The sequence below is a fragment of the Corallococcus sp. AB030 genome, assembly GCF_003668965.1.
Taxonomy (GTDB): domain Bacteria; phylum Myxococcota; class Myxococcia; order Myxococcales; family Myxococcaceae; genus Corallococcus; species Corallococcus exiguus.
Genome location: NZ_RAWQ01000508.1, coordinates 1 through 426 on the forward strand (window position 1 = coordinate 1; position 426 = coordinate 426).

1 protein-coding gene is annotated in these 426 nt (G+C 46.0%); it reads right to left on the reverse strand.

Translation table 11 applies throughout. The annotated features are described in order from the left end of the window. The coding region (locus D7Y15_RS44530; RefSeq protein ID WP_148713062.1) for a PAS domain-containing protein at window positions 1-426 on the reverse strand (426 nt) is incomplete at both ends.

Below are 426 nucleotides of genomic sequence, written 5' to 3' on the forward strand. Positions count from 1 at the left end.
TAGTAAATCGATGCACTATCCAATTTCTCAAAACACCATCGGCATTGGGGAGCACTTCCTGGTCTGACGAAGTGGAACGGTCAGTCAAAACTTGGTAGTCGCGCAGACGAATCTTTTTGGCAGTCTCTTCACCAACCCAGGATGCTGCAGTCGAACCTAAAAAACTGTTGCGATTAACTCCGAATTGACGCTCGAATTCGTCATTGATAAAGACATAGCAACCTTGATCGTCTTTGACGAAACAAGGGGCCGAACAGTCATTGAAAAACGTTTTGAAAAGCCCTGATTGGGTTGATTGATCGCCCACAAGGCGTTCATCATTTGCTTCGCTCTGATTAATGGAAACGTTTCCTCTGTCTTTTGTTTCGTGCGAGTCAGCGATCGGTGCGGTGCGATGGACTGATTTAAGTTTCTGTGGTTGCGAAC